We start from the raw sequence: 23,657 nt of genomic DNA, 5'->3' as shown, positions 1-23,657 counted from the left end.
CCCAACATCTACCTTAGATTGTCTTTATCACTTCTCGCTTAAGATGTTACCCTTAACAAGAGAATAATCACCAATGGCACGATACTTCTCTAATCTCCGATGAACCAATTCGTCACCATTCAGTTGAATAAGTGATGATAGTGCATCTTTAAGGTATTCATCAATAATATTGGCTTGAGTTTTGGGATCATGATGTGCACCACCTAAAACTTCCGGAATAACTTTATCTACAATACCAAACTCTTTTAAGTCTGGTGCTGTGATTTTCATCGTTTGTGCAGCTCGTTCAGCTTGACTTGCATCTTTCCATAAAAGTGCAGCTGCACTTTCAGGAGAAATAACAGAGTACCATGAATTCTCTAGCATTAGAATTTGATCGCCAACACCAATCGCAAGTGCTCCACCACTTGCCCCTTCACCAATCACGATACAGACGATAGGAACTTTAAGTCCAGCCATTTCAAGCAAGTTTCTTGCAATAGCTTCGCCTTGTCCACGCTCTTCAGCCGTTTTTCCAGGAAACGCGCCTTTTGTATCAATAAATGTAACGATAGGACGATTGAATTTCTCGGCTTGTTTCATCAAACGTAAGGCTTTCCGGTAACCCTCTGGCTGTGGCATACCAAAGTTTCTTTTTAGATTCTCTTTAGTATCACGTCCACGCTGTTCACCGATGATCGTCACAGGAAGTCCCCGATATCTAGCAATGCCACCAACCATAGCCGCATCATCGCCATATAATCGGTCACCATGACATTCGATAAAGTCTGTAAAAAGAAAAGAAATATAATCAAGTGTCGTTGGACGTTCCATGTGTCTCGCGATTTGTACACGATCCCAAGGTGTCATATGACTATACGTGTCTTTTTCCACCTCGTCGAGACGCTTCTTTAGATGATTCAATTCATCCGTTAAGTCAATCCCTTTTTCATCCATAAATTGATTAAGTTCTTTTATTTTTGCCTTTAATTCATTGATTGGCTTTTCAAATTCTAATCCCGGTGCCACTGTTCATCACCTCCTTTAGTGTGAATTGATAGAACAGTTGCTAAGGTTTCTTTCATCTTGCTTCGTGGAATGACCTTATCGAGTTGCCCATGCTCTAAAAGAAATTCAGCTTTCTGAAAATCATCTGGTAATTCTTCACGAATCGTTTGTTCAATAATTCGTCTACCAGCAAATCCGATTAAAGCACCTGGTTCAGCGAAATTATAGTCACCCAATGAGGCAAAACTAGCTGTGACACCACCTGTTGTTGGGTGTGTCATATAAGAAATGAATAATCCGCCAGCAAGGCTAAATTGTTTGAGAACAGCGCTTGTTTTAGCCATTTGCATAAGGCTAAGGATTCCTTCTTGCATACGCGCTCCTCCAGATGCGGAGAAAATAATGATAGGGAGACGATGATCCATAGCGTATTCAATCGCTCTTGTAATCTTTTCTCCGACAACGGAACCCATGCTCCCCATTCTGAAGTTTGAATCCATAATAGCCAAAGCCGTTTCATATCCCTCTATTTTCCCTTTTCCCGTGACCACCGCTTCATTAAGACCCGACTTTTCCTTATCTTTCTCTAATTTCTCCAGATAATTTGGAAAATCGAGTGGGTTCTTTGAGACTAAGTCTTGATCGAAAGGAATGAATGATTCTGGATCAAGAAGCATCTCAATTCTTTCAAAAGCACTCACGGGATAATGATAACCACATGATTGGCAAACATATAAATATTTTTGAAGCTCTTTGGCATACATGATTTTTTTACAACTTGGGCATTTCTTCATAATGCCTTCAGGTACGCCAATTTTTGATTTCGTGGAGGGAACGGTTGCGTACTTTTTCTTTTTTATAAAAAAGTCCTTTAACAAATAGATACACCCTCTAATCTTTTAAATAATCGTTTTTTCTGTCATATGCCTTATAATAAACATTGCTATTCTCTATTTTGCAGGACTTTGTCAAGAGATCATTCAATTCGCTTGTCCTGTAAAAACAGAACAAAGTTAAAGAGATGGATCTGCTTAATGATTCCGCCCTTTTATTTTTATCTGTGTAGGAGGTGTACATACGAATAAAGCCTAAAAAGAGAAAACAATGAATAGGCATAACATGACCATAACATAAATAGAAAGAAAATAATCTATAAATATGAAAACAACCTTTACTAAACTACACTATTATATCAGAAGATAAAATTTAAATAAAAGGCTTATATGGATTTAATAATTACATTTTTATGACCAATGATGTTTTTTAGCTTATTTAAGGTTGACTTTTCGATATTTAGACGGTATTGATCAGGCAGTTGAACTGTTTTTCCTGATCGACCATAGTGAATAATAACAGGATGAGTGCCAGGATGCAATTGTAATACGTCATGTAAGTGCTTTAATATTGAATTATTTTCGTGTTCCTCATCAATTCTTATAAATACACTTGCTAGACGTGATTGAATATAGCGTTCTAACTCCATCATTTGCTTCACAATGAGTTTTTTCTCATTTTGATCGATTTCTAGTAGTCCTTTAACTATAAGGAGTTGTCCCTTTTGAATGAATCGGGTATTTTCCTCATGAACATTCGGAAAACAAACCGCTTCTATCTGACCTGTTTCATCGCTTAATGTTAAAAAAGACATCATTTGTCCTTTTTTTGTTCGTACGTGTTTGCATTTTTCGATTAATACAGCTAAAACGAACGTTGTTCCATTAGCCTGATTTTTGACCCATTCAAGCGTTCTCATTTGTTTCGATAATTGCCACCGATAAGGCTCGATCGGATGGGCCGAGACAAATATCCCTAAGGCCTCTTTTTCATATTCAATTCTCTCATGTTTGGAAAGAGGAGGAACTTCTATATACTCCGGTTCCACTTCTTCCATTTCAAATGATACTTGATCGACATTTGTATGGGTGTATTTTTCTGAATAGTGCAGGGCATTCTCAAGTGTAGCTAATAGAATGGCTCGATCAATACCAAATTCATCCATTGCTCCAGCAAATATAAGAGATTCAATGGCTTTTCGATTGACTCTTTTTAATGAGACACGCCTGCAAAAGTCAAATAAGTTTTTGAAAGGTCCTTTTTTTCTACTCATGAGGATATCTTGGACCACTTTGTTCCCCACGCCTTTGACTATTCCTAAACCTATGCGAATACCTTCTTCTGTCCATGTAAAGTAAGCACCACTATGATTAATAGAAGGTGGAAAGAACGCGATCCCTTTTCGTTTTGCTTCATTTATCGCATTAAGACATTTATCTTGATCATGATGCACACTAGATAGGTGAGACGTTATAAATGCTTTTGGATAATGGACTTTTAAATAAGCCATTCGATAAGCTATCAGACTATAAGCAACAGCATGACTGCGATTAAATCCATAGTCGGCAAATCGTACAATAAGGTCATAAACGGACTCTGAAATTTCTTTTGTATAACCGTTCTTTTGACAGCCCAAGATAAAAGATTCTTTCTGTTCATCTAGGATGTGTCTTTTCTTCTTTGAAACGGCTCTTCTCAAAATATCAGCTTGTCCTAATGAATACCCTGCCATGACATGCGCGATGCTCATAATTTGCTCTTGATAAACAATCACGCCGTAGGTCATTTTTAAAATTGGTGCCAAATCAGGATGAGGATATTGGACCGCTCTTTTCCCATGCTTACAATCAATGTACACTTGGGTACTGTTCATTGGGCCTGGTCTGTATAATGCATTAACGGCGACAATATCTTCAAAAGTATTAGGAAGAAGTCGTTTTAATACAGCTCGCATACCATCAGATTCAAGTTGAAATACGCCCGTTGTATCTCCTTCTGAAAGCATTTTAAACGTTTCACTATCATCCATAGGGATCGTTGAAAGATCAATCGTTTGACCTGTATGATCTTTAATCAAAGTCAATACATCTTGTATCAAAGTTAAATTCCGGAGCCCTAGAAAATCGATTTTTAACAAACCAAGTTCTTCAAGATTCTCCATTGGAAATTGGGTTATCATCACATCATCATGCCCTGGCTGAACCGGCACCAGTGTTTTTAATGGTTTTTCGCTTATAACCACTCCAGCGGCATGAATAGATGAATGTCTTGGAACCCCTTCAACCTTTTGGGATAAAGACAAAAGATTCTCTATCTCTTTGGATTGTTTAATAAGTTGCCTAAGCCCTGAGGATTCCTCAATGGCTTTTTGAAGAGTTATGCCTGGTCTTGATGGGATACATTTAGCTACTTTGTTCATGGTCATGCCATCAATATCTAGGACTTTGCCGACATCACGTATGGCTGCTTTGGCAGCAAGGGTACCGAATGTGATAATTTGTGCAACATGGTCCGAGCCATATTTTTGACTAACATAAGAGATCATCTTATCCCGTTCTCTATCTGGAAAATCGATATCTATATCTGGCATCGTCACGCGTTCAGGATTGAGAAATCGTTCAAAAAGAAGTTGATATTCAATTGGATCAACATCAGTAATATGTAACAAATAGGCAACTAAGGATCCTGCAGCAGATCCTCTACCCGGCCCTGGCTCTATTCCATTTTTTCTGGCATAAGCAAGTAAATCCCAGACAATTAAAAAGTAATCATCAAAGCCCATATCATGAATAATAGCGAGTTCTTTTTCCAATCGTGCATGAATGGCATCCGTTAAACGGCTATACCTTTCCTTCAGTCCACGCATACATAGTTTTCTTAATAAGGAGGCCGCATCAAATGCACTTTCGGTTTTATATTTAGGCAGCTGAAGCGTATCAAAGTCAAACTTTACTTGACATTGAAAAGCAATCTTCTCTGTTCGGTCTACGGCCTCTGGGCAATGTGCGAAAATCTCTTTCATCTCTTCTTGAGATTTGAAGTAATATTCGGTTGATTTATGTTTTTTTACGAAGTTTTGAATTTTACTCCCTGTTCGTATACATGTCAAACAGTCATAAGCCTTTGCATCCTCTTTATCAAGATAATGAACATCATTTGTCGCAACAAGCGGAATATGATGTGATTTACTATAATTAACGCAGTCCAACATAAGTTCTCTTTCGAAAGCTTCACCGTGGTTTTGAACTTCAAGGTAAAAATCATTTTGAAAGGTTTGATGAAGCCATGTTGCAGCTTCCATCGCCTCTTCTTTTCTTCCCTGAATTAAATGTGAACCAATCATGCCCCTCGCTCCAGAAGATAGAGCTATTAATCCGTCAGAATAAGTCTCTAGTTCAGAGCGACTTAGGCGTTTAACTGATTTTTGCTGAATAATTGAACTAATTTCAACTAAGTTTCGATACCCTTGTTGATTTTTAGCCAATAGCACGATGGAATAGTCTTCAGGCCAGTCTTCTCTTCTTTTTGTTACGTCATGTTCAACTTCCATATAGACTTCTAATCCTATAACAGGATGAATGTCATTTTCAAGGCATGCTTTATAGAACGGAATGGTGCCATATAGGGTTTGTTTATCCGTTATAGCTAGAGCCTTATAACCCATTGTTTTTGCTCGTTCAACCAACGTCCTAATACGGCATGTACTATCTAACAAACTATATTCACTGTGAACATGCAGATGTACAAAACTCATTTTATATCCTCCTTTCCTTATTTCTCCCGCCTTAACGGCAAGTAGAGACCCCCACCTCAAGATTCTGAGTAGTCAAAGAAGATAGGTGGGAGATCAACTGCCCGTAAAGGTCCGATTGGTTCAGCTAACCATCAGTGGGGGATGAAGAAAACCCCCTCTGATGGAAGCTTCACTTTATATAAGCATCGATTCCTTAATATATTCTGTAAATCTATCATACCTCAGAGGTCTCGTCCATATGATGTAACTATGGCATTCTGTCTCTAAAACGCAGTCATGTTTAAGGAGTTGAAGGGTATGGACTTTCGGATGTTTGCAACGACAGCCATTATGAATTTCTTTATTGCTTTTGGAGTTATTATTGGCGGCTGCATTATTGGAGGAATTGGTGCTTTTTTTGTCAGTAGTCCCGCTTTCTCTGAAATGAACCGACTGGCATCTAACATGAAAATTTGGGCTGTTGTTACAGCTATCGGTGGCACTTTTGATACAATCGAGAATCTTGAGAAAGGTTTCTTAGATGGCTCTCCTATCGAAGTGGTTAAACATTTGTTATTAATTGCTTCAGCTATGACCGGCGCCCATACGGCAAGCATTATCATTCATTGGATTACACAGGAATAAACTCATGAGACTACCACCCTACTATCGCATGCCCAGTTGGCAAAGATTTTTAGCGGGAATTATCATAGGAACGATAATTGGTTTTTCTTTCTTTATTCTCCTTTTTGGAATGGCGCAAGAGAGGCAAATACAAAAGATCAAAGAACAAGAGACAAAGATTAAAACACTTCAAGCGCATAAAAAAACGCTATTAGAAGAACAAGACCAGAAGAATGAACTACTTGAAAAGAAAATCACCATTCAAGATATTAAAGTCAACATAGAGAAATCAAAAATTGGAAAAATTTTACGTTATGATTTAGAAGATCAAATGACGAGAGACTTACGTTCATTAATTAATAATGACATTGAGTCCGTTGCCGTAAATAAAGATCTTATCTATAACATCATTGAAAAAAGAACGTATACAACCGACCGTATGGATTATCAATTTAAAATCCAAACTCTAATCATTTTTTCAACTCTTGAAGTCAATGTAAGAATTGTTCACATCGATGAAAAAGAACGTTAATTTAACAAGTTATTTAAATCTCGCATTAATGAATCAGCCTCTTCCCAAGAATAAACCGTTGCGCCAGATGCCAGAGGATGCCCTCCACCATGGTATTTTCCCGCAATCGTATTGATTTTGGGTCCTTTTGAACGAATGCGAGCTCGGATTTGATCTTCTTCTTGAACGAACACAACCCAAACCTTCAGATTTTCCACATCAGAGAAGGCACTCACTAACTGTGAAGCTTCTTGTGAATTCACTTGAAATGAATCAAGTACTTCACGTGTTAATCGAATGGATCCGAGTCCTAACTCGTTTAGATCAAAATGTTGGAGCACATAACCTTTTAAATGCATAACAGCTAAGCTCGATTTATATAACGATTCGTAGAGACTTTGCCGACTAAAAGGCTTCGCCACTAATTGGGATACAATGTGAAACGTTTCTGGCGTTGCATTTGGAAAAAGAAAACGTCCTGTATCACCAATGATTCCAGCATATAGTAGTCTAGCTGCTTCCGCTGACAAGGTGAGTTCAGGTTTTTTCAAATAGATACTCGCAATCATTTCACTCACTGAACTTGCCGTTGTATCCACCCATTGAATATCTCCATATTGATCAACGACAGGATGGTGATCTATTTTAATTAACTTCTGTCCGAGGTGATATCGGTTATCACTTACTCGATCTTGATTGGCTGTATCACAAACAATGACAAGTGCATTTTGATAAATGCTGTCATCAATGATGTCCATACGGTTTAAAAACATTAATGATGGAACTTCCTCGCCTACAACATAAACCTTCTTCCCAGGATAATTATCTTTAATTAATAACTGAAGTCCACCTTGTGAGCCAAGCGCATCTGGGTCAGGTCTAATATGACGGTGAATAATAATGGTTTCATACTCTTTTATGCAAGCTAAAATATCTTCGATCATGCGTTATCTCCTTGTCTATCTAAATGTAGTGATCCTTCTATCTCAGACTATCTCAGAAAATCAATCATTTACATTGCATTGATGATTACTGTAAGCTGATATTTATATAAAAAACCTTTTTTAGGAATGCGGGATAAATTGGACACTGAGCATCGCTTTACCACATAGTGTATCATGGACAAACACGTCTATATCGATTTTACTGTTTCGTCGCGTTAGATCTAAGATGTTCGGTTTAATATGTATCTTTTGATCAATTTGAATGGGTTTAAATAAGTAAAGAGAGACATTCTCAATCGCAAGTTCTCCTTTTCGATGACGCGACATTTCTCTTCGGCCTACTATCGTAACAATCGATGTTAGGGTACCATAAGATAGATTACCAAATAGATCCGTCATTTGAGGGGTCACAACACATTCATACAGAGATTGATGTGAATCACTTTCAATAATTTGTGATGCGATATTGTCCTCTATTGTTTCACCAACTTGTGGTTGACGTTGGGCGATTTGTGTGGCCTTTAGAACATCTTGCTGAGTGATAATGCCAAGAAGGCGTTTGTTAGCATCAACAATGGGTAAACATTTGATATCTTCCCATATCATCATATGTGCTGCGGAAGTAATCGTCATCGATGGGCTAGCTGTGATAGGTTGTTTGTTCATAATATCTTTAATCTGGCTATTTTCATCATGATCTAATCCATCACTCGTCGTTATGATACCCACTACTTTTCGATCATGATTGACGACAGGATAACGTTGGTGTGATGTTTCATGATTTAAGATGATCCAGTCTTTAACTTTATCCGTTTCATAAAGAAAGGCCGTTTGGGTCAAAGGAGTTAAAATATCTTCAACATGCATGATTTCTTTTTTTATGAGCCGATCATCTATTGCTCGATTAATCATCGTTGCAACCGTAAAAGTATCATACGATGTCGATATAATAGGTAAGTTTAATTCATTAGCCATTTTTTTAATTTCTTGTGAGGTATCGAACCCCCCTGTAATAAGCATCGAGGCGCCGTTATTTAATGCATGTTGATGAACATTTTCGCGATTTCCTATGATTAAAAGATCACCTGCTTCAACATATCGAAGCATCGCATCTAACTGCATAGCACCGATGATAAAACGATTAAGTGTCCTTAATAGGCCTCCCTCGCCACCTAAAACAGTGCCGTCTACAATATTGACAACTTCTGAATAAGTTAGCACGTCGAATGTACGTTTTTCTTTATTATCTATTCTAACAGTGCCAACACGTTCAATCGTACTTACATATCCTTGGTGCTCAGCTTCTTTAATGGCACGATAAGCGGTACCCTCACTAACATGTAATTGGGTTGCAATTTGACGGACTGAAATTTTTTCTCCACTTTTTAAATTGATAATGTATTGAATAATTCGTTCTTGCTTTGTCGGCATTGTTTCACCACCATTCTCTATACAATGGTTATTATAGATTAGTTAGGGAATAAGACGTTCTTGTCAAACACGATGTACTGTAAGATTATACAATAAGTTACCACTCATGTTGATTATTTCGGGGTCACACTATAATTTATCCGTACCCATTCTATTATACAATGTGCGCGTTCAAAAAGGTGACAAATTAGCAGCAAGAAGATCCTCTATATGATTAACTAACTTACGCCCTTTCAGAAGCTGATTCATCTCATGACCAAAGCTATTTCATAAACATTGAATCCTAGGTATATTATAACAAGTCAAACGAGCTTTCCATACACATCATATTTCATCTATGTTAAAGTTAATCTATGTTCAACTATCTGACCAAAGTGTTACTACTGTAGCATAATCGATTACATAGTTTAATCATGGTTTTGATTAAGACTTTTATTCAAAAGATGTTGATTGATTCCTTAACAGTGTCAAAAGCTCGGCGTATTCCTAATTAAGGAACACGCAAGACACACTTCCTTAAAAACCTACATCTTCTTAAAAGCAACCGATTTAAAAACTTTTTCCATTAAAATGTCATTAGGAGGGGATTCAATGAATACACGTTTGGTGAAAATTCAAGAATGGCTCAAATCCAATCATGCTGCATTTACGTTTATCTCTGATCCGACAAATGTGTTCTATCTAACAAACTTCAAATGTGATCCACATGAACGATTTCTTGGTTTATTTGTATTTCCAGATAATGCGCCATTTCTCGTTTGCCCTGAACTTGAAGTCATAAGAGCGTCTGAATCAGGTTTTGAATATGACATTATTGGCTACCAAGATCATGAAGACCCGTGGATTTTTGTAAAAAAACAGTTGGAAGATAAGCGTAAGACAAGTGAGACAGTTGCTATCGAAACGTCCACTCTACCATATCAAAAAGCATTAAAACTAAAAGAATATCATGGTTCCTGCACATTTATATCCATTGAACCTATAATCAATACCTTAAGAAATAGGAAAGACGCTAGAGAGTTAGAAGCCCTGAAAAAGGCCGGAGAGATGGCTGACTATGCTGTAAAAGTAGGTATTAATGCCATTAAAAAAGGAAGAACCGAGCAAGCGATCGTAGCTGAAATTGAATACGAACTGACAAAAAGAGGCTACTCAGAGATGTCGTTTGACACGATGGTTTTAACTGGAGAAAAAACAGCCCTTCCGCATGGTATCCCGGGGACACGTCAAATTAAAGAAGGTGATTTTGTCCTTTTTGACTTAGGTGTCATTGTCGATGGCTATTGTTCAGATATCACACGGACAGTTGCTTATAAACATGCCTCAGATGCACAGATTGATATTTACAATACCGTTCTTAAGGCAGAAAAAGCAGCCATAGAAGCTTGTAATATCGACTTCCGTATTGGAGATCTTGATAAAATCGCCCGGCAAATCATCTCAGATAAAGGTTATGGGGATTATTTCACTCATCGACTGGGACACGGATTAGGCTTAGGGGCACACGAAGCTCCTTCAATGAGTATGAATAACGACAATAAATTAACAAAGGGCATGGTCTTTACCATTGAACCGGGCATTTATATTCCGAATATCGGCGGCGTTCGCATTGAAGATGACATTTATATTAGTGAAGACGGTCCTTTATCTTTAACAAGTTTTCCAAAAGAGTTCATTATCGTCCCCTAATGTTTAACTGAAAATGACGAACCCCTAAATCGGAAAAAGATTTAGGGGTTCGTTTTTAATTTATATTTCAAATTCAGCACAAAGACCTATTATATTTAATGTTACCGCACCATTAAATAATATGACTAGGGCTTGATTCTAAAAGTTCTTTTGCCTCTTTATACTCTAAACCATGCGCTTCAGCAACAGCTTTAAATGTGACATACCCATCTAGTGTGTTAATCCCTTTAAGCAACGCTTCATCTTCTAAGCACGCTTTTACATAGCCTTTATTCGCAATTTGAATGGCATACGGCACTGTACAGTTTGTTAAACCAAGAGTAGACGTCCTAGGAACTGCACCTGGCATGTTAGCAACAGCATAATGAACAACACCATGTTTGACATAAGTTGGATCATCATGAGTCGTGATTCGGTCCGTTGTTTCAAAAATTCCGCCTTGATCAATCGCAACATCAATAATGACTGAACCATTTTTCATTGATTTTATCATGTCTTCTGTAACAAGTTTAGGGGCTTTAGCACCAGGAATAAGTACAGCACCTACAACAAGATCAGCCTCAGAAACCGCTTCTGCTAGGTTATAAGGGTTAGAGATAAGTGTATTAATACTATGACCAAAAATATCATCCAATTGACGTAAACGTTCTGGATTCAAGTCTAAAATGGTCACATCAGCACCTAGACCTATAGCAACTTTTGCTGCATTCGTTCCCACATGACCACCACCAACAATAACCACTTTCCCTCTACTTACACCAGGTATACCACCAAGTAAGATACCTTTACCACCATGTGGTTGCTCAAGGAATTGCGCACCAAGTTGAGTGGCCATTCTTCCAGCAACTTCACTCATTGGCACTAATAATGGAAGGACTCCATTTGACAATTGAACGGTTTCGTATGCAATACCAACCACCTTGTTATCGGTCAAGGCTTTTGTTAATGCTGGTTCTGGAGCCAAGTGTAAATAAGTGAATAAAATAAGACCTTCATGGAAATATCCATATTCCTCAGGTAGTGGTTCTTTTACCTTCATCACCATATCAACAGACCAAGCTTCTTCTGCTGTAACAATTTTTGCACCAGCCACAGTATATTGATCATCCAAAAAACCTGATCCTACTCCCGCTGATTTTTCAACAAAAACTCGATGTCCTGCATGGACTAAGTTTGCGACACCCGCCGGTGTGATGGCAACACGGTTTTCGTTGTTTTTAATCTCCTTTGGAATACCTACAAGCATGACTAAATTCCTCCCCAAAAATGATTTTCAGTCGTTCAAAAAGGCATAGAACTAATGCTGCAGTGAAGGGTCCATTGAATGAATGAATGAGTTGACAAGGCATTCTTCCCTGGCGGACCTTTAATTTTCTGTAACAAAGTGAAGGACCTTTTCGAACTCGTACATATAATAATAGTATCTTATGAAAACGTTGATAGGTTGTGCGGAAACATTCTTATCATCCTATGTTATGTCTTCTCACACTAATCTATATGTCTATTATATAGTATTAAAATCATCTGAAAAGATCTAATATTTATGTAAGCGCTTGTATTTTTGCTTTTTTACAAATTTGTCATATTTAAAAAACTCAAAATCCTTCATCGGGAACTTTACGTTTTTCTATGTAACAGAAACGTATTAATGAAGTCATTTTCGTCTCATTCTTTTGTGTGCTATCGAGCTGTTCATAAAGCTTAATTTATTTTTTTGCCTATCTTTTATTAAAAAAAAATGATCCAACACAATGTTTGGATCATTTCTTCTTAACTATCGACTTTTTCAGAAATTCGGATTGTATCTCTGGCAATCATTACTTCCTCATTTGTTGGAATGACCAGAACCTTCACTTTTGACTCTGGTGTACTGATGATTGTTTCTCCAGAAACCTTTCGATTACGTTCATTGTCTAAAACAACACCCATCCATTTTAGACCGTCAGTCACATTTTCCCTAATGTGGTAACTATTTTCGCCGATGCCTGCCGTAAAAATAATCGCATCTACACCTTGCATTTTTGCAACATATGATCCAATATATTTTTGAATTCTCTCAACAAATATGGAAAGTGCAAGTTTAGCGCGTTCATGTCCTTTGACCATCTCGGATTCAATATCCCTTAAATCACTCGAAAATCCCGATAATCCAAGTAATCCACTTTTCTTATTTAAAACATTAACAACCTCATTCGCATTTTGACCTGTTTTTTCCATTATGTATGGAATTAATGCAGGATCAATATCGCCAGATCGTGTACCCATCGTCAATCCCGCAAGCGGTGTAAATCCCATTGAAGTATCAAATGACTTCCCATCTTTGATGGCTGTAATACTGGCTCCGTTTCCAAGATGACAAGAGATAAGCTTCAAGTCTTCTAATGGCCGATTTAACATCTCTGCCGCTTTGATTGATACATATTGATGTGATGTCCCATGAAATCCATATTTTCGAATACTATAATTTTCGTAATATTCATAAGGAAGACTATAGAGATACGATTCTTTAGGCATCGATTGATGAAAAGCCGTATCAAATACAACGACAGAAGGGACATGTGGTAAAATTTTCTGAAAGGCTCGAATACCAACCAAGTTTGCTGGATTATGTAATGGCGCAAGTTCTGACAAATCTTCAATTTTCTTTAGAACATCTTCAGTCACTAAAGCCGAATCATCAAAAGCCTCTCCACCATGAACAACACGATGCCCAATGCCACTTATTTCCGTTAATGTTTGCACGACTCCTCGATCAATCAGATAATCTAAGAGGATATGTACAGCATCACTATGATCGAAAATAGACGTTGTTTCTTCCCATTTTTCTCCTTTATATGTCATAGAAAAAGTGGATTGAGGGAGACCTATTCGTTCAAAAGATCCCTTTGCAATGACCTGTTCTTTAGGCATATCAAGAAGTTGAAACTTTAATGATGAGCTTCCAGCATTAATGGCAATAATTTTAGCCACGCTCTAACACCCCTTCACTTATCACCTGTTTAGTTATGGATAAAAATAAAGCGTCCGTAAACCCTTCTTTTATTTTATAGCGGCAATAATATAAAGACAATTTTTATTTATAAATTTAAATCAGATACGCCCCAATAAAAAGTACTTATACGTGTACCTTCCATAACTTACTATACATAGACTTGATATCTTGATTAGAGCAATAAGACCCCCACCTTTAGCTTAAAAAATTTAATAAGTGAAGGTGGGGGAATACTTTCGAAAAGTTAAATTACCATGGATCATGATCAATAGGGACGAACCGGCTCAATCGATGAAGTTTCACTTTATTTTAACATAGCTTTAGATCAAGATAAATGCGTATCAAACCAATGATTAATTTTTGCTATCATGTCAGCCATTTGTTCTGTTTTTGAAAATGAAGGTAACTGAACAAGCAGCATCTCCTTAGGCGGCTCGATCGAAGCATCTAATTTCTGCATAATTAATATGCTTTTTTCATACTTTGGATCACCAAACAATTCACTTGGTAATTGTAATAGACCTAAAATAACAGCATGTTTTTTAATAAATTGGTGAAAAACATGGTCTTTGTCTTGCACGAATAAATCATTTGGAACCATATAAACGAGATACCCAGCTGGTTTTGTATACTTTAGTCCTTGCTCAATAAACATATAATGACTAAATGATTTCCCATTTATATTTCCCAATTCGTATGTTTGACTCAAATTGGCATCAGGATATATACCTACTGGCACATCACAAATCGTCACATCAACCGGATCAATATATAGTGGTTTTAGTGCATCTTGATGGTAGAATTGAATGTCTTTTTGTTGAAGATTCGCATTTATATGGGCTAACTTAACCAATAGATCATCAATTTCTATACCGCTAGCTTTTAAGCTGTCTAAATGCAGTTGATTCATGACACCCGTTAATAAATTTCCTGTTCCCACTGCGGGATCTAAGATGGAAACAGAAGATGTTGAAATCAATTTAGATACCAAATAGCCTAGAAAAAGCACTAAACTATCCGGTGTCATTTGATGGATGGTCTGTGTTCCTGATCTCATTCCTTTTAAAGTGGCAAGCTGATAAGCTCTACGGCTATCTTCTGCAGTCATTCCTTCTTGAAAATAGGCCTCATATAATGGCAAAAGTTTGTCCGTTAGCTGTTCTTGTTTCACCGTATCTTCAATTATATTTTCTCCAGTTAAACAAAGGGCCTCAAGAAACGTCACATTTTCGCTTTCTTCAATAAGTAATGATGATTCATTTAATATCGTAAATAAATGATTAACAATCGACTTTTGCAAAAAAAATGTCCTCCGATCAAACTTTACAATGCTTTTAGAGACTTGTGATTCTAAAGTGAAGTAAGGTTCAAGTTCTCTATCTGGACTCTATCCAAATAAAAACCCAACCTTATTTTGCTTCTTTTGCAGCTTGAAGTGCAGCATCGTAATTGGGATGATTGGTTACTTCGCTAACGTATTCAGCGTAAACAATTTGATTTGAACTATCAACCACAAATACAGCACGAGCCAGTAATCGAAGTTCCTTCATCACTAATCCATAAGCGTGGCCAAAAGAGAGATCACGATGATCTGATAATGTAATGGCATGTTCAAGCCCTGCTGCACCACACCAACGTTTTTGGGCAAACGGTAAATCGACACTAATCGTTAGAACGCTTGCACCATTTATTTTACCGACTTCTTCATTAAATCGACGTGTTTGAGCATCACATACACCGGTGTCTAAAGAAGGAACACTACTAATAATTCGAACACCTGAATAGTCTTCTAGTTTTTTTTCATTTAAATCGTTGTCTAAAACAGTAAAAGAAGGGGCTTTATCTCCAACAGTAAGTTCTTTTCCTTCTAAAGTAACGGGATTTCCGCCAAATGTAATTTTTGCCATCTTTAAAAACACTCCTTATTTTAGATTAATTTAAATGTCTATAACATCCTATGTACCTGTGTTGACTAAAAACTACCTTATATCTATCATATCTTTCTTAGTATTAGATGGCAAATCAATTGATTTGCCATAAAAAATTTAAAACAGTTAACCAAATCGGTTAACTGTAATAATCATTTTGAGTTGGATCCATTTTCTTAGGTTTCATGTTTGGACGTGTTTGCGGCATTTGATTCCCAGATCCTGATCCTTTGTTCTTGCTACTCTCTAGAATTTTTTGGATTTTATCAACCGTTTGAGGTGCCAATTCCAGCAACTTTTCGTAAAGATGCGTATTATTATCTAAATGAATCGTTTTGACCCCTTGCGTACCAACAATCAAGAAAGCAATTGGTGTAACGGATACACCGCCGCCGCTTCCACCGCCAAAAGGTAAGCTCGATTTTTCTCCTTCGGAAGAACTGGAGTTATTTGATTCTTTACCAAAATCACTACCTCCAGCAGCAAAACCAAATCCAACCTTTGACACGGTTAAAATGATGCTTCCGTCAGGTGTTTGAATTGGTTCACCGATAATCGTATTGACGTCAATCATGTCTTTTAAATTTTCCATGGCTGTTTTCATTAATCCTTGAATAGGGTGTTCTGTCACGACGAAATCCGCCTCCCTTTCCTATACTTTGACAACTTATAGGCTGTCACAATAGCTTTTCCTAGCTTAAATGAAAATATGCACATCACTTCGCTTGAAAATGTGTTTTTCGTATAGTCTGGTGAAATATGTAATGAAGGCGGATAATTGAGCAACTGTTTGGCATAGTGACTTATCATCCCTTTTATCGTCCATGCTAAACCACAGCATGTAGCTGTAATCGCTGCATCTCCAAATCCTAAATTTGTATTCCAGGTTAACTTATTGATATGTATGGTTTTTTCTAACAACTTGTATTGAGGTGACTTTTTAATATGCGGTATAGACAGTTCCTGCTTTGACAGAAAATCCTCTAAATGAGATAGATCAAATGACGGTTCTAAACTCGCCATTAAAGAATCAAGTAGGTTTTCAAAAGTTGAAATATGTCGTTCAAAGTAAAACAATCTTTTATGTAATAGGGTGATATGAAAATGAACGCCTATTCCCTTTGGGCTTAAATAGGCTTTTAATTCAGCTTTAACAGTCCAAAAAAGCAGCAACACGATCAAAAGAACGAAGATTCCTATTAAAAACAGACCCAAGTAAAGGAAGTATACCACAATCACATCAACCGTCCTTCGCCTCAACAGTATAACCTGAAAAGTTTAAAAATAAACGGGGAAATCATGTGTGATTTCCCCGTTTACTTATTAATTTTCTTCGCGTCTAGCAAATTGACTTTTTTCATGATGACGTTTCTCGAGGACTTGTAAGATACGATCAAGCCCGACACCTTGCTCTCTAAGCATTACGAATACATGGTAAAATAAATCGGCTGTTTCCCATTCAAGTTCGCTAATATCTCGATTTTTTGCCGCTATAATGACTTCAGACGCTTCTTCTCCAACTTTTTTTAGGATTTTATCGATCCCTTTTTCAAAAAGATAGGTCGTATAGGCGCCTTCAGGACGTTCTACTTCCCTTTTCGCAATCACACGTTCAAGTTCTTCTAAAACGGCAAATCGGTTATGAGATGCTTCTTCAGTTTCATTTTTAATGCCTGAGAAACAACTATATTCCCCCGTGTGACAAGCGGGACCACTTGGATTGACTCTGACTAGTAATGCATCCTTGTCGCAATCAAACGTTATATCCACTATATCTTGTGTATTGCCACTTGTTTCTCCCTTATGCCAGAGTTCTTGGCGTGATCGACTAAAAAACCAAGTCTGTTTTGTCTCTAAACTTTTTTGCAGTGAGGTTTTATTCATATAAGCAAGCGTTAATACTTCTTTACTTTGAGCATCTTGTATAATAGCAGGAATTAATCCGTTTTCGTCATATTTAAGTTTTTCTATATCCATCTGACATGAACCCCTTTTTGTTTGCAGTAAGATTTAACCTTTCCTACTGTTGTTTCTTTATAGTGGAACATTGATGCAGCTAAAGCGGCATCAGCCTGTGCCTTAGTAAAGACTTGATAAAAATCATCTAATGATCCAGCACCACCTGACGCAATGACTGGTACAGACACGGCCCTACTTACTTTTTGTGTTAAATCGAGTTGAAACCCTTTTTTCTCGCCATCTGAATCCATACTTGTTAGTAAAATTTCCCCGGCACCTAACCGAACAACCTCTTTAGCCCATTCAATCGCATCAAGGGATGTTTTTTCATGACCACCATGCGTATAAACAACATAACGATTGTTTTCAGGATCATATTTTGCATCGATCGCACATACGATGCACTGACTTCCAAAAAAGTCTGCCCCTTCTTTAATGAGCTGAGGATTAAGGACCGCTGATGTATTTAAAGAAATTTTGTCGGCTCCTGCTCGTAAAATACGTTTGATATCTTCAAGAGATTTGATCCCTCCACCTACTGTAAAAGGGATATGTAACGTAGAGGCGACTTTTTTGACAATGTCAACCATCGTATCCCTACCTTCACGTGAGGCGGAAATATCTAGAAATACGAGCTCGTCTGCCCCTTCATCATTATAATGCTTTGCGAGTTCGACAGGATCCCCAGCATCGACTAAATTTAAAAATTGAATTCCCTTTACAACTCGTCCCTCTTTGACGTCCAAGCAAGGAATAATTCGTTTAGTTAGCAACGTGCTCCACCACCTTTAGTGCTTCAGATAAATCGATCGCATTCGTGTATAAGGCTTTACCAATAATCGCTCCGGAGATGCCTTGTTCTGATTTAGCCGCCAATGTTTCTACATCTTGAATGGAAGACACGCCACCAGATGCTATGACTTGGCACCCGCTCTCCTTTGCAAGTGTTTCAATTTCATCGACGTTAGGGCCTTTCATTGCTCCATCACGTGAAATATCCGTATAAATGATTCTCTTTGCACCCGATTTGACTAATTCTTTAGCCAAATCCACAGCTTTAATAGTGGAAACTTCAAGCCAGCCTTCTACAGCCACTCTCCCCTGTTTGGCATCTATTCCGATCGTTATATTTTCCGGATATTTTTTCAGTGCTTCTTTAACAAAATCAGGGTCCGAAATCGCACTGCTACCTAGAATCACTTGTTTGACGCCGTGCGAAAGATACGCTTCCACTGTTTGTAGATCCCGGATACCCCCGCCTACTTCAACGGATAGAGGGACTTCTTTTGTGATAGCATAAATCCAGTCATGATTGACGGGCTTTCCTGACTTTGCACCATCAAGATCGACGAGGTGAATCCAAGAAGCTCCCGCTTTATAGAACGATTGGGCCATTGTGACAGGCGAATCAGAATAAACGGTTTCTTGATTAAAATCGCCTTGAAAGAGACGAACACATTTTCCATTTTTTAAATCAATCGCAGGTAGAATAGTAAAAACCATGTTATATCCTCTCTTCTAAGCGTTGGTTTGTTTTTGCAGAGCAGCGTATTCTATGAAATTCTTTAAAATACTTAAGCCGCATTCACTGCTTTTTTCGGGGTGGAATTGCGTTCCGAAAACATTTTGTCCATCTCCCACGACAGCGGGGACATCAACATCATAATCTGCCGTTGCTATCACAACTTCAGGTTTGTTTGTATGAACATAATATGAGTGCACAAAATAAGCATACTGATCACTTAATCCTTTAACTAAACAGGATTCTGGTTGTTTAATCGAAAGCGTATTCCATCCCATATGCGGAACTTTATATGACTTTCCGGTCTTTGGTGAGAAGCCGCTGAATTTAATAACACGGCCAGGAAGAAGTGAAAGCCCCTTTGTTAAGCCGTGTTCTTCACTTTCTTCAAACAAAAGCTGCATCCCTAAGCAGATGCCAAGTAACGGTTTTTTCTTCGCATAACTTCGAATAAACTCAACGTGTTTTTGATCCTCTAGGCATGTCATGGCATCTTTGAATGCGCCAACGCCAGGTAAAATAAGGGCATCCGTTTCATTGAGTTTAGCCTGGTTATCCGAGATAATAAAAGGTACTCCTAGTCCCTCTAAGGCTGAACTGACACTGAACAAATTTCCCATTCCATAATCTAATATACCAATCATCCTAATGTTCCTTTCGTCGATAATACACCCGTAATTCTGGAATCAACGATCGTTGCCGTATCCAAAGCACGTCCTAGTGCTTTAAACACAGCTTCAATAATATGATGTGTATTTTGACCGTAATGGACAATAACATGAAGGTTCATCCGTGACTCGATTGACAACTTTTCTAAAAATTCGGTCACGAGTTCGGTATCGAACGTGCCTACTTTTTGACTTGGAATATCCCCTTTAAAGATAAAGTGAGGGCGATCACTTAAGTCAATGACGACTTCAGCAAGAGCATCATCCATAGGAACAATGGCATGTCCATAACGTTTGATCCCTGTTTTATCTCCTATAGCTGATTTGATGGCTTGTCCAAGACAAATCCCAACATCTTCTGTTGTGTGGTGATCGTCGACATCTGTATCACCTGTTGCATTAACGGTAAAATCAAATAAACCGTGCTTTGAAAATAATGTTAACATATGATCTAGAAAGGGCACACCCGTTGAAACTTGTGACGTTCCTTGACCATCTAAATCAATGGAAAGAGCGATCTGTGTTTCAAACGTGTTTCGTTGTACTTTTCCTTGTCGTTGCATCAGTCAGTCTCCTCCTTTAATCTATTTTCAACCGCTCTGGCATGTCCCTCAAAACCTTCGTAACGTGCGAATGTAGCAATGTGCTGACTATTATTTAAAATAGCCTCTCTAGAATATTTAATGATGCTCGATTGTTTCACAAAACTTTCAACACTGAGAGGGCTCGAATAGGTTGCTGAGCCATTCGTTGGGATAATATGGTTCGGTCCTGCAAAATAATCACCGATAGGGACGGGGCTATATGGACCAAGAAAAATAGCACCAGCATGTTTAATTTGTTTTACTTTCTCTTCGGCATCCTTTATCACGACTTCTAAATGTTCTGGAGCCATTTGATTAATGACATCAATTCCTTCATCATTATCCTTAACTAAAATAATCTTACCAAACTGTTCAATCGACTGACGTGCAATATTTTGACGCGGAAGATCGGATAACTGCTTTTCTAGTGCTTCTTCAACAGCTTGACCAAATTCTTTAGAAGGTGTAATAAGAGCTGCCATTGCGAGAGGATCATGTTCCGCTTGGGAGAGTAAATCCGAAGCAATCCATTCTGAGTTGGCTGTTTCATCAGCCAAAATAACAATTTCACTAGGACCAGCCAGACTATCGATCGCTACATCTCCAAAAACTTCTTTCTTCGCTAAGGTCACAAAAATGTTACCTGGTCCCACTATTTTATCGACAGGTTTTATTGTTTCAGTTCCATAGGCTAAAGCAGCAATAGCATGAGCACCGCCAACTTGGTAGATTTCATCAATACCAATTTCATTGGCTGCTACGAGAACGCCATCTGATACCATGCCTGTTTTTTGAGGCGGGGAAACTAATACAATTCGTTTTACGCCTGCAACTAGTGCTGGAATGGCTCCCATTAAAACAGATGATGGATAAGCTGCCGTTCCACCTGGCACGTATACACCTGCTGCATCCAGGGGCGTTATTTGCTGACCTAAAACAGTGCCTTCATCATTGGTATATGACCAAGATTCTGGTTTTTGCTTTTCAAAAAAAGTCCGAATATTGCTTGCTGCTTTTTTTATAACGTTGACAACGTCATCAGATACTCTAGAATACGCTTCGTTTATTTGTTCTTTTGTTACTTTTAAATGAGTGAGTTTAACACCATCAAAGCGCTCAGTATAGTCATACAGCGCCTGATCGCCACGTTGTTTAACTTCATTAATAATCTCTTTAACCGTATTTTGTTTCGCTTCATCCACACCAATTTTTCTCGCTTCTAGATAACTTAAATCCCCGTTTTTAATCCATTCCAACGCCAGTCACCTCTACTATCGGTTTTAACTTCTCTATAATGTAGTCAATATTTTTTTTCTTTAATCGATAACTAACCGGGTTAACAATCAATCTTGATGTAATCTCCATTATTTTCGTTAACTCGACCAAGCCATTTTCTCTTAAGGTTTGACCCGTTGAAACAATATCAACAATATAATCAGATAAACCAATGAGAGGAGCAAGCTCAATCGAACCATTTAATGAAATAATGTCCACTTGTTTCCCTTGTTTTTTAAAATACTCTGTCGCGATGGTCGGATATTTTGTTGCTACTTTAGTAACAGAAGATTGCTGCTTCCTATTTGGTAGACCTGCCACCGCCATGCGGCAAGCACTGATCCCTAAATCGAGCATTTCATAAACATTTCGATTACTTTCTAAAATAACATCTTTTCCTGCAATACCAATATCCGCCACACCATACTCTACATAAGTCGCCACATCAACAGGTTTTGCTAATATAAAACGAAAGTTTGAGTTTTCAATGGTTAAGATGAGTTTCCGTGTTGTTTCAAATTCGTTTGGAAGGTCAAAGCCAGCTTCTCTTAATAAATGACAAGCATCATAGAAGATACGGCCTTTGGGCATTGCTATCGTGATGTAATCAGTCATATCGATAATCCTCCTGTCTTTATAAAGGATTTCACTGTTTTAAATTGTTCTTGAAAGGCCCGTTCATCTTGAATACTTTTGGCATTTTGGAGAACGACTCGTAGGCCTTCTTTCCTTTTTTGATTGGCGTATTCTAAAGCTTCCTGAATCGTGTCTAACTCATATACGACAGCCATTTTCTCTGGTTCATCCGGGAAAGCGTCCATTGGAAGTGATTCAATTAATCGATCGAGTCGAATACCAAATCCAGTTGCAGGCGCCGGACGATTAAATTGTTTCAATAGATCATTATATCTTCCCCCGCTGGCTAATGAAAAACCGATTTTACCACCGTATCCTTCAAATACAAATCCAGTATAGTAATCAAGATGTGGAACTAACGTAAGATCAAGATCTATTTTTTCAAGTAGACCATAAGCTTTCAGTAAACGCATGAAGTTATTGACTTCTTGATAGTAATCGCTGCATGGATGATGTTCCATAAATTGAAGGGTTTTATTAATATCCAAACTTCGAGTGTCTATAAATTGATTTAAATCCCTTTTATTTTGTGGAGGAATATCTAACTGAGCCACTACATGACGGAACCCTACATCGTTCTTCATATATAATAGTTCACGTAAGGTGAGAACATGCTCTTCATCAAAAACCATATGGCGGATAAAGGCGTCGACAAAACCAACATGTCCAATCACGATACGTATAGGATCTAAACCAACAATTTCAAATAATTTAACCATTAAAGAAATAACTTCAGCATCTGCTTCAGGTGTGGCATCGCCAATTAATTCTGCACCAACCTGTTCGAATTCACTTGGATGTCCACCTTCGCTTTTTTGAGCACGATAAAGTGCAGATGTATAAGCTAAGCGAAGAGGTAATACAGCCTCTTTCAGCTCGGATCCAACGACTCTTGCAATTGGCGTCGTCATATCTGGTCTTAATACAACGGGTATTCCTTGTCTGTCCATAAATTTAAATAATTGGTGATCATCAATAGCAGAAGCTTTCCCTACTGTTTCTGCGAATTCTAATGCGGGTGTCTTAATAAAATCATATCCCCACTGATTCATTTCTTTATAAAAAAGATCTTTCAACTCATAAGATATACGATGGGCTTGAGGTAATGTATCTCTAAGTCCAAGTGGTTTTTCAAACATATAAGGCTTTGTCATAAAGGTTTCTCCTTACTAACTATCTCAATTACTTTAGTTCGCTAATGTATTAAAATATTATCATTTAACTGGAAGTTTACATCACTACACGAGAATAGTCAATATATATGTCAAATGTTCAAACTTTCAGACAACACTATCTACTTTACCACAGAAATAGATGATACACCTAAAATTAAGTAATCA

General features: G+C 37.8%; 22 protein-coding genes. 3 read left to right on the top strand and 19 right to left on the bottom strand.

Features of this window, described 5'->3' with window-relative positions; genetic code table 11:
• Nucleotides 1–27: 27 nt before the first annotated feature.
• The 3 genes from accA to GMB86_RS06500 form a co-directional block, all read right to left on the bottom strand.
• The gene (accA, locus tag GMB86_RS06510; protein WP_329602786.1) at nucleotides 28–1,008 is read right to left on the bottom strand and encodes an acetyl-CoA carboxylase carboxyl transferase subunit alpha; all 981 of its coding nucleotides are present in this window, start codon (nucleotides 1,006–1,008) and stop codon (nucleotides 28–30) included.
• Nucleotides 993–1,865: an acetyl-CoA carboxylase, carboxyltransferase subunit beta gene (gene accD, locus GMB86_RS06505; RefSeq protein ID WP_155217912.1), complete on the bottom strand. Its 873-nt coding sequence runs from the start codon at nucleotides 1,863–1,865 to the stop codon at nucleotides 993–995. The genes accA and accD overlap by 16 nt, the downstream gene beginning before the upstream one ends.
• 341 nt (nucleotides 1,866–2,206) lie before the next feature.
• On the bottom strand, nucleotides 2,207–5,575 hold the full coding sequence (locus tag GMB86_RS06500; protein ID WP_155217910.1) for a DNA polymerase III subunit alpha: 3,369 nt from the start codon (nucleotides 5,573–5,575) through the stop codon (nucleotides 2,207–2,209).
• Between the two features lie 297 nt (nucleotides 5,576–5,872).
• Between GMB86_RS06500 and GMB86_RS06495 the strand changes: the two genes are divergently transcribed.
• Both GMB86_RS06495 and ytrI read left to right on the top strand, forming a co-directional pair.
• Nucleotides 5,873–6,199, top strand: a complete 327-nt coding sequence (locus GMB86_RS06495; RefSeq protein WP_155217908.1) for a YtrH family sporulation protein — start codon at nucleotides 5,873–5,875, stop codon at nucleotides 6,197–6,199.
• A gap of 4 nt (nucleotides 6,200–6,203) precedes the next feature.
• Nucleotides 6,204–6,710, top strand: coding sequence for a sporulation membrane protein YtrI (gene ytrI / locus GMB86_RS06490; protein ID WP_155217906.1), 507 nt, complete (start codon nucleotides 6,204–6,206; stop codon nucleotides 6,708–6,710).
• Here ytrI and GMB86_RS06485 read toward each other — a convergent pair.
• Together GMB86_RS06485 and GMB86_RS06480 are read right to left on the bottom strand one after the other, a co-directional pair.
• Nucleotides 6,707–7,633 (bottom strand): DHH family phosphoesterase, encoded by a 927-nt coding sequence (locus GMB86_RS06485; protein WP_155217904.1) that lies wholly within the window; start codon nucleotides 7,631–7,633, stop codon nucleotides 6,707–6,709. The two genes, ytrI and GMB86_RS06485, sit on opposite strands and share 4 nt — an antisense overlap.
• 120 nt (nucleotides 7,634–7,753) lie before the next feature.
• Nucleotides 7,754–9,064, bottom strand: a complete 1,311-nt coding sequence (locus GMB86_RS06480; protein WP_155217902.1) for a DRTGG domain-containing protein — start codon at nucleotides 9,062–9,064, stop codon at nucleotides 7,754–7,756.
• 591 nt (nucleotides 9,065–9,655) lie between these two features.
• Between GMB86_RS06480 and GMB86_RS06475 the strand changes: the two genes are divergently transcribed.
• Nucleotides 9,656–10,753 (top strand): M24 family metallopeptidase, encoded by a 1,098-nt coding sequence (locus GMB86_RS06475; protein ID WP_155217900.1) that lies wholly within the window; start codon nucleotides 9,656–9,658, stop codon nucleotides 10,751–10,753.
• Nucleotides 10,754–10,865: 112 nt separating this feature from the next.
• Here GMB86_RS06475 and ald read toward each other — a convergent pair whose 3' ends face one another.
• The 14 genes from ald to GMB86_RS06405 form a co-directional block, all read right to left on the bottom strand.
• Nucleotides 10,866–11,999: an alanine dehydrogenase gene (gene ald, locus GMB86_RS06470; protein ID WP_155217898.1), complete on the bottom strand. Its 1,134-nt coding sequence runs from the start codon at nucleotides 11,997–11,999 to the stop codon at nucleotides 10,866–10,868.
• Between the two features lie 524 nt (nucleotides 12,000–12,523).
• Complete coding sequence (locus tag GMB86_RS06465; protein ID WP_329602784.1) at nucleotides 12,524–13,723, bottom strand: acetate/propionate family kinase; 1,200 nt, start codon at nucleotides 13,721–13,723, stop codon at nucleotides 12,524–12,526.
• Between the two features lie 347 nt (nucleotides 13,724–14,070).
• Complete coding sequence (locus tag GMB86_RS06460) at nucleotides 14,071–15,045, bottom strand: class I SAM-dependent methyltransferase (RefSeq protein WP_155217896.1); 975 nt, start codon at nucleotides 15,043–15,045, stop codon at nucleotides 14,071–14,073.
• A 109-nt stretch (nucleotides 15,046–15,154) separates the two neighbouring features.
• Complete coding sequence (tpx, locus tag GMB86_RS06455; RefSeq protein ID WP_155217893.1) at nucleotides 15,155–15,652, bottom strand: thiol peroxidase; 498 nt, start codon at nucleotides 15,650–15,652, stop codon at nucleotides 15,155–15,157.
• A gap of 160 nt (nucleotides 15,653–15,812) precedes the next feature.
• Nucleotides 15,813–16,304 (bottom strand): GerW family sporulation protein, encoded by a 492-nt coding sequence (gene ytfJ, locus GMB86_RS06450; RefSeq protein ID WP_329602783.1) that lies wholly within the window; start codon nucleotides 16,302–16,304, stop codon nucleotides 15,813–15,815.
• The gene (locus GMB86_RS06445; protein WP_196220139.1) at nucleotides 16,301–16,888 is read right to left on the bottom strand and encodes a DUF2953 domain-containing protein; all 588 of its coding nucleotides are present in this window, start codon (nucleotides 16,886–16,888) and stop codon (nucleotides 16,301–16,303) included. Before GMB86_RS06445 ends, ytfJ begins: the two co-directional genes overlap by 4 nt.
• Nucleotides 16,889–16,996: 108 nt before the next feature.
• Nucleotides 16,997–17,650, bottom strand: coding sequence for a bifunctional phosphoribosyl-AMP cyclohydrolase/phosphoribosyl-ATP diphosphatase HisIE (gene hisIE, locus GMB86_RS06440; protein WP_155217889.1), 654 nt, complete (start codon nucleotides 17,648–17,650; stop codon nucleotides 16,997–16,999).
• A complete protein-coding gene (gene hisF, locus GMB86_RS06435; RefSeq protein WP_155217887.1) occupies nucleotides 17,641–18,405 on the bottom strand; it encodes an imidazole glycerol phosphate synthase subunit HisF in 765 nt (254 codons plus the stop codon). Before hisF ends, hisIE begins: the two co-directional genes overlap by 10 nt.
• Nucleotides 18,395–19,135, bottom strand: coding sequence for a 1-(5-phosphoribosyl)-5-[(5-phosphoribosylamino)methylideneamino]imidazole-4-carboxamide isomerase (gene hisA / locus GMB86_RS06430; RefSeq protein WP_155217885.1), 741 nt, complete (start codon nucleotides 19,133–19,135; stop codon nucleotides 18,395–18,397). The genes hisF and hisA overlap by 11 nt, the downstream gene beginning before the upstream one ends.
• Nucleotides 19,136–19,150: 15 nt before the next feature.
• Entirely contained in the window at nucleotides 19,151–19,798 is a 648-nt protein-coding gene (gene hisH / locus GMB86_RS06425; RefSeq protein ID WP_155217883.1) for an imidazole glycerol phosphate synthase subunit HisH, read from the bottom strand.
• On the bottom strand, nucleotides 19,795–20,385 hold the full coding sequence (gene hisB / locus GMB86_RS06420) for an imidazoleglycerol-phosphate dehydratase HisB (protein WP_155217881.1): 591 nt from the start codon (nucleotides 20,383–20,385) through the stop codon (nucleotides 19,795–19,797). The genes hisH and hisB overlap by 4 nt, the downstream gene beginning before the upstream one ends.
• Nucleotides 20,385–21,662: a histidinol dehydrogenase gene (gene hisD / locus GMB86_RS06415; protein WP_155217879.1), complete on the bottom strand. Its 1,278-nt coding sequence runs from the start codon at nucleotides 21,660–21,662 to the stop codon at nucleotides 20,385–20,387. Before hisD ends, hisB begins: the two co-directional genes overlap by 1 nt.
• On the bottom strand, nucleotides 21,649–22,296 hold the full coding sequence (gene hisG, locus GMB86_RS06410; RefSeq protein ID WP_155217877.1) for an ATP phosphoribosyltransferase: 648 nt from the start codon (nucleotides 22,294–22,296) through the stop codon (nucleotides 21,649–21,651). The genes hisD and hisG overlap by 14 nt, the downstream gene beginning before the upstream one ends.
• The gene (locus GMB86_RS06405) at nucleotides 22,293–23,471 is read right to left on the bottom strand and encodes an ATP phosphoribosyltransferase regulatory subunit (protein ID WP_155217875.1); all 1,179 of its coding nucleotides are present in this window, start codon (nucleotides 23,469–23,471) and stop codon (nucleotides 22,293–22,295) included. The genes hisG and GMB86_RS06405 overlap by 4 nt, the downstream gene beginning before the upstream one ends.
• Nucleotides 23,472–23,657: the final 186 nt, after the last annotated feature.

The sequence above is a fragment of the Terrilactibacillus tamarindi genome (assembly GCF_009718825.1).
Classification (GTDB): Bacteria; Bacillota; Bacilli; order Bacillales; family Sporolactobacillaceae; genus Terrilactibacillus; species Terrilactibacillus tamarindi.
This window is presented reverse-complemented; position numbering and strand designations above follow the sequence as displayed.